The organism is Aeromonas sp. MR16 (assembly GCF_022549315.1).
Classification (GTDB): Bacteria; Pseudomonadota; Gammaproteobacteria; order Enterobacterales; family Aeromonadaceae; genus Aeromonas; species Aeromonas aquatica.
Genome location: NZ_JAKZFK010000084.1, coordinates 1 through 301 on the forward strand (window position 1 = coordinate 1; position 301 = coordinate 301).

Below are 301 nucleotides of genomic sequence, written 5' to 3' on the forward strand. Positions count from 1 at the left end.
CTTGCCTGTTTCTGGGAATCAGCCGTCAGGCTTACTACAAGCGCAATCGGGTTGCAGACCTGCGCCATGCACAGGGGCTGCAGGTAGTGCGCTTCGTGCGCAAAGTTCGGCTGCGACAGCCACGGGTGGGGACCCGCAAGCTGCATTATCTGCTTCAGGGTCAGGATGATGGCGGGCTCAAGGTCGGGCGGGACAGGCTGTTTCAGATATTGGCCGAGCACCGCTTGCTGGTGCAGCCCAGACGGGCGTATCACAAGACCACCCACAGTTTTCACCGCTTCTACCGTCATCCCAACTTGCT

The 301-nt window shown here is 59.8% G+C and carries 1 pseudogene; it reads left to right on the forward strand.

Annotated features, from left to right (window positions below):
• Positions 1 to 301: pseudogene (locus tag MM194_RS21840) on the forward strand (IS3 family transposase); the annotation flags it as partial.